A 4,815-nucleotide genomic window follows, 5' to 3' on the forward strand; every position below is an offset into this window, starting at 1 on the left:
TTCCAGGGCGAGCCGGGCGCCAATTCCGACACTGCCTGCCGCAACATGTTCCCTGATATGGAGCCGTTGCCGTGTCCGACCTTCGAGGATGCCTTCAATGCGGTCGAGACCGGCAAGGCCGACCTCGCCATGATCCCGATCGAGAACACGATTGCCGGGCGCGTCGCCGACATCCACCACCTCCTGCCGGAATCGAAGCTGCACATCGTCGGCGAATATTTCCTGCCGATCCATTTCCAGCTGATGGTCTTGCCGGGCGTCAGGCGCGACGAGATCAAGACCGTGCACAGCCACATCCATGCGCTCGGCCAGTGCCGCAAATACATCCGCAAAAACGGCTGGAAGCCGGTGGTCGCCGGCGACACGGCGGGCGCCGCCAAGCTCGTCGCCGGGCTGAAAGACCGCACCATGGCGGCGCTGGCGCCGGCCTTGGCCGCGACGCTCTACGGGCTCGACATCATCGAGGAGAATGTCGAGGACACCGACAGCAACGTCACCCGTTTCGTCGTGCTGACCAAGAACAGGCAGTGGGCACAACGCCCTTCCGCCGAAGCCAGGATGATGACGACGTTCATCTTCCGCGTCCGCAACGTGCCGGCCGCGCTCTACAAGGCGATGGGCGGCTTTGCCACCAACGGCATCAACATGACCAAGCTAGAGAGCTACCAGCTCGGCGCATTCACCGCGACCCTGTTCTATGCCGATATCGAGGGCCATCCGGACGATCCTTTGGTCAAGCTGGCACTCGACGAGCTTGCCTTCTTCTCGCGCGAAATGCGGATCCTTGGCGTCTACCCGGCCAGCGAATCGCGCGAGCAATGGAAGATGGCGGATTAGCTCCCCCTGCGGCGTCCTGACGTAGCGCCTTGCCAGGTGACGAGCGCCGGGCGACATTCCTGCGATGTGGCTTCTGAAACTGACGCTCGCAGTCGCTGGATTGTATGCGGCCGTTGTCACCGTGGTGTATGTGCTTCAGTCCTGGCTGATCTTTCCGGCCGGCCTTGCGGCGTTCGGACCCGATCTGCCGGCCGGGGGCCGCCATGTCGAACTGGCGACGAAGGACGGCGAGCGCGTCGTTCTGGTGCGCCTGCCGGCAAGGCAGACGCCGGCCACGCCGCGCCCGCTCCTGCTGGGATTCGCCGGCAATGCCTGGAATGCCGACGCACTTGCCCTTATGCTGCACCAGCTATTTCCCGAACATCAGGTCACTGCGCTGCACTACCGCGGCTATGCGCCGAGCAGCGGAAGCCCGTCGGCCGCCGCCCTGTTCGAGGACGCCCGACGCGCCCACGACCACCTGGCCACCGATGCCAAAGCCGGCATCGTCGCCATCGGCCTTAGCGTCGGCGCTGCGGTTGCGGTCGATCTGGCGACGGCCCGGCCGTTGCGCGGCATAGTCATGGTTACACCCTTCGATTCGCTGAGAGAACTCGCCGCTCACCACTATCCCTGGCTGCCGGTTCGCCTCTTGCTGCGGCACCGCATGCAGGCGGCAGAATCCCTGCGCGACCTCGATGTGCCCACGGCCGTAATCACCGCCGAAAACGACACCATCGTTCCTGCCGCACGTTCGGCACCTCTGCGCGCGGCTGCCCGTGATCTGCGCAGCCACATCGCCATAGCAGCTGGCCACAACGACCTCTATGGCCATCCCGATTTCGCCGGAGCGCTACGCGCCTCCGTTGCAGCGGTCACGCGCGATTGACGAGCAGTTCCCAGATGTCGGAATTCCGGCTCGACATTCGTCCTTTGGTTGCCTCAATCGAAGAAGGGACGCGACGAGATGAGGAAACGGATCTCAATCGACGACGTCACGCACGATGGCGTCATGCAATCATACGGAGCCTTCCAATGACCCCTACCATCACCGCCTTTGAACGGTCGCCCGATCGCGGAAGGGGACTGGCGCGTGACATGCGCGTTCGTTGGGCGCTTGAAGAAGTCGGCCAGCCCTACAAGGTTCGTCTTGTTTCGTTCAAAGCGATGAACGAACCCGCGCATCGAGCACTCCATCCTTTCGGACAGATTCCGACCTATGAGGATGGCGATCTCGCCCTGTTCGAGTCGGGGGCGATCGTGTTCCATATCGCCGAGCGCCATGGTGGCCTGCTGCCAGAGGATGGGAATGCGCGGGCGCGCGCGATCTCATGGATGTTTGCCGCGCTCAACACGGTGGAGCCGCCGATCCTTGAGCGCCAAACCGCCGTGCTCCTGGAGCGCGACGAGACCTGGCACGAACAGCGCCTGCCTCTGGTCGAGAATCGCATCCGTGACCGGCTGGGCGAACTTTCCGGTCGCTTGGGCGATGCCGACTGGCTCGATGGTGCGTTCAGCGCGGGGGACCTGATGATGGTGCACGTGCTGCTAAGGTTGAGCGGGTCGGGTATACTGCACGAATATCCGAACCTCTTCGCCTATGTCGCCCGCGGCGAAGCCCGGCCGGCCTACAAGCGTGCTTTCGCCGCTCAACTGGCGGTTTTCGCTGGGACGTCACCGACCGGCTGATAAAGGTCCGCTATGGGGACGAACTTGCTCGTTCAGAACTCTGATCTTAGGACAGCGGCGCGTAGTCGATCTCGAGATACGCCTCGACCTCGGGGATCCAGCGGTCGCGGACGAAGGCGATGTGGTCGGGATGGTCGTTGTAACCTGTATAGGCGGCCTGGTCGGCGAACTCCATCGAGAAGCCGAAACGATAATCGTTCTTCGGGCTTACCTGACGCAGCTGCTCGAACTTTTCGACGCCCGGTATCGCAGCCAGTATTTTCGCATCACCGAGGAATCTTGCCTCCTCGACTGAGCTGTCCTTGTGCTTCAGCCTGAACACCACTGTGTGACGGATCACTTGCCCCCCTATGAGTTTTTATGCGCTGTCGGCCCAGGCGCGGATGAGGTTACAGGCGATCGCCCCCTTCGGCGGGGTGACCAGGCCGCCCGGATGCTCGTGGGCCAGCATCGAGAGCACCTCGTCGCGAAAGAACCAGCGGCAGTCTTCGAGTTCGTTGAGGTCGGCCTGGATGTCGTCGTTGAGCGGTTCGCCGAAGCAGCCGATCATCAGCGAATAGGGAAACGGCCAGGGCTGGCTGGCATGGTAGACGACGCGGCCAAGCCGGATGCCGGCTTCCTCCAGCGTTTCACGGCGCACCGCCGCCTCGATCGTCTCGCCGGGTTCGATGAAGCCGGCGAGCGCCGAATACATGCCCGGTGCGAAATGCCGGCCGCGGCCAAGCAGGCATTTTTCGCGGGTCGCCGTCAGCATGATCGCCACCGGGTCGGTGCGCGGAAAATGCTCGGCGGCGCAGGCCGGGCAAAGTCGCTTGTAGCCGCCAGCCCGCATTTCGGCTTCAGTGCCGCATTTGCTGCAGAACCGGTGGCTGGCATGCCAGGCGAGCAGCGCTGCTCCTTGCGCCATCGCGCCGGCCGCCGCCTCGTCGATCAGCCCCTGCATATAGACCGAGCGATAGTCGATGGCCTTGATCGACTCCGGCAATTGTTCGGGATCGAGCCCGGCCGGCACGGCGAGCACCGGGCCGCTGTCGGAAAAACCGAGCAGGACGCCATGGTCGAGCGACACCTGGAGCGGCTGGCTTTCCTCGGCGCCGAACCAGGGGTCGAAGCCGCCATCCCTGAGCTTCAGGTAGAGCCGCCCGCCATGCATCAGCAAAAGCCTGACCGCGGGATCGGCGAGCGCCATTTCGACGGAATCGTCGGCGCGGTTTTCCGATTGCCGGTCGATCACATTGCCGGCGAAGCCGACGAACTGGCTCGGCTCGCGCAAGGGCGCGTCAAACAGGCGGATGCTCATGGGAGACTCAAGGTTCAGGATGGACACGGGACAGGCTTATAGCGCCGCCTTTATCTGTTGCGCAAACCGGCGAAGGTCCGAGCGCTGGTAGGGCTCGCGCATGCCGTGCCCCCACACCGGGCCCGGCCAGCCGGGATCGCCTTCCGTGCGGGCGACGACATGGACATGCAACTGGCGCACGACGTTGCCGAGGGCGCCGCTGTTGATCTTGGTGCAGCCGCTCACCCTCTTCAGCGCCTGCGCCACCATATTGGTCTCGAAGGTCAGCATCGCCTGGTCGAGCGGCGTCAAATCGTGGATTTCCTCCACGCCCGGTCGCTGCGGGACCAGAAGCAGCCACGGCCAGCGGCGGTCGTTCATCACCCGCAGCTCGCATAGGCCGAGCCACATCAATTGCTCGCTGTCCGCCTCCAGACGAGCATCCAGCGTAAATCCGGCCTTGAGGCCCGGCAACATCGGCGTTTCCTTCACTTTTGTCGTGTTTTTTAGACTTTTGAACGCTAAAGCGGCTGCCGGTGGCCCGCAAGAGGCGGCAAGCGAATCGTTGCTTTGTGACGGCAGTTATGCTAGTGGTTCGGCCATGGTGCTGATTTGCGCCAATGACCCGCCCCGAGGCGGGTTTTCTGTTTCAGCATTCGGCGCCACTCCCGGCTGATTGAATCCTGCGCTCTTGCATTTCATCGCCGGATTGCCGATATGGAAGCGGGAGGTTGGTGGTGGACGGTCCACTCGCCAACCGGGTCAGGTCCGGAAGGAAGCAGCCCTAACGAGCCCGGAACGGGTCATTGTTCCAGCCTCCCACCTCTTCGCCTTTCTCCCGCGACATTGACGGCGCCAAGCCCTGCGGGCGAAACTATGCGCAGGAATCGGCCGCCTGCAGGCGCGGCCCTTGGAGCTTTACGGGCGAATGAGCGAAGCCGGAAATTCGGGAACGGAAAAGGCAGTCGCCTATCGCGTTCTGGCGCGCAAATACCGTCCTGCCAATTTTTCCGAACTGATCGGCCAGGAGC

Annotated in this window: 6 protein-coding genes and 1 other RNA gene; 4 read left to right on the forward strand and 3 right to left on the reverse strand. The window is 63.4% G+C overall.

What is annotated here, in order from left to right; all coding sequences use genetic code 11:
• From EOA85_RS27770 to EOA85_RS27780, 3 genes are all read left to right on the forward strand, one after another.
• The coding region (locus tag EOA85_RS27770; RefSeq protein ID WP_127211900.1) for a prephenate dehydratase at nt 1-837 on the forward strand (837 nt) is incomplete at its 5' end.
• Nucleotides 838-901: 64 nt separating this feature from the next.
• On the forward strand, nt 902-1,705 hold the full coding sequence (locus EOA85_RS27775; protein ID WP_127211901.1) for a hypothetical protein: 804 nt from the start codon (nt 902-904) through the stop codon (nt 1,703-1,705).
• Between the two features lie 146 nt (nt 1,706-1,851).
• Nucleotides 1,852-2,505 (forward strand): glutathione S-transferase family protein, encoded by a 654-nt coding sequence (locus tag EOA85_RS27780; RefSeq protein WP_127211902.1) that lies wholly within the window; start codon nt 1,852-1,854, stop codon nt 2,503-2,505.
• Between the two features lie 46 nt (nt 2,506-2,551).
• Here the strand turns inward: EOA85_RS27780 and EOA85_RS27785 are convergent, their stop codons facing one another.
• The 3 genes from EOA85_RS27785 to EOA85_RS27795 are packed head-to-tail and all read right to left on the reverse strand — an operon-like array spanning nt 2,552 to nt 4,261.
• The gene (locus EOA85_RS27785) at nt 2,552-2,845 is read right to left on the reverse strand and encodes a Dabb family protein (RefSeq protein ID WP_127211903.1); all 294 of its coding nucleotides are present in this window, start codon (nt 2,843-2,845) and stop codon (nt 2,552-2,554) included.
• An 18-nt stretch (nt 2,846-2,863) separates the two neighbouring features.
• Nucleotides 2,864-3,805 (reverse strand): NAD(+) diphosphatase, encoded by a 942-nt coding sequence (nudC, locus tag EOA85_RS27790; protein ID WP_127211904.1) that lies wholly within the window; start codon nt 3,803-3,805, stop codon nt 2,864-2,866.
• Nucleotides 3,806-3,841: 36 nt separating this feature from the next.
• A complete protein-coding gene (locus EOA85_RS27795) occupies nt 3,842-4,261 on the reverse strand; it encodes an HIT family protein (RefSeq protein ID WP_127211905.1) in 420 nt (139 codons plus the stop codon).
• A gap of 249 nt (nt 4,262-4,510) precedes the next feature.
• On the opposite strand from EOA85_RS27795, the gene ffs reads away from it, so the two are divergent.
• Nucleotides 4,511-4,607: signal recognition particle sRNA small type (gene ffs, locus EOA85_RS27800), an RNA gene on the forward strand.
• The last annotated feature ends 208 nt before the right edge of the window (nt 4,608-4,815 follow it).

Source organism: Mesorhizobium sp. M5C.F.Ca.IN.020.29.1.1, assembly GCF_003997375.1.
Classification (GTDB): domain Bacteria; phylum Pseudomonadota; class Alphaproteobacteria; order Rhizobiales; family Rhizobiaceae; genus Mesorhizobium; species Mesorhizobium wenxiniae.

Bases quoted from the DNA above. Each gene is read 5' to 3' on its own strand.
- EOA85_RS27775 (WP_127211901.1), top strand. From the start codon at position 902: ATGTGGCTTCTGAAACTGACGCTCGCAGTCGCTGGATTGTATGCGGCC.
- EOA85_RS27780 (WP_127211902.1), top strand. From the start codon at position 1,852: ATGACCCCTACCATCACCGCCTTTGAACGGTCGCCCGATCGCGGAAGG.
- nudC (WP_127211904.1), bottom strand. From the start codon at position 3,805: ATGAGCATCCGCCTGTTTGACGCGCCCTTGCGCGAGCCGAGCCAGTTC.
- EOA85_RS27795 (WP_127211905.1), bottom strand. From the start codon at position 4,261: ATGTTGCCGGGCCTCAAGGCCGGATTTACGCTGGATGCTCGTCTGGAG.